The sequence below is a fragment of the Sinorhizobium sp. GQ132 genome (assembly GCF_059758575.1).
This window is the reverse complement of the sequence record NZ_JCAXDX010000058.1, coordinates 1-518: the sequence shown is the minus strand read 5'-3', so window position 1 is coordinate 518 and position 518 is coordinate 1. Positions and strand designations below refer to the sequence as shown.

Below are 518 nucleotides of genomic sequence, written 5' to 3'. Positions count from 1 at the left end.
CTGCCGGAGATCGCGCTCGCCAAGGTCAATCCGGACGCCCCCTTCGACAAGATCTGCTATATCGGCTGCGGCGTCACCACCGGCATCGGCGCAGTGATCAACACCGCCAAGGTCGAGATCGGCGCCACCGCCATCGTCTTCGGTCTCGGCGGCATCGGGCTCAACGTCATCCAGGGGCTTCGCCTTGCCGGCGCCGACATGATCATCGGCGTCGACCTCAACAACGACAAGAAGCCCTGGGGCGAAAAGTTCGGCATGACCCACTTCGTCAATCCGAAGGAGGTCGGCGACGACATCGTGCCCTATCTCGTCAACCTGACGAAGCGCGGTGCCGACCAGATCGGCGGCGCCGACTACACCTTCGACTGCACCGGCAACACCAAGGTCATGCGCCAGGCGCTCGAAGCCTCGCATCGCGGCTGGGGCAAGTCGGTGATCATCGGCGTCGCCGGCGCCGGCCAGGAGATTGCCACCAGGCCGTTCCAGCTCGTCACCGGCCGCACCTGGATGGGCACCGC

General features: G+C 65.6%; 1 protein-coding gene. It reads left to right on the top strand.

All coding sequences use genetic code 11. The features are described 5' to 3' along the window. The coding region (locus tag AC6CIG_RS29700; protein ID WP_498324386.1) for a zinc-binding dehydrogenase at nt 1-518 on the top strand (518 nt) is incomplete at both ends.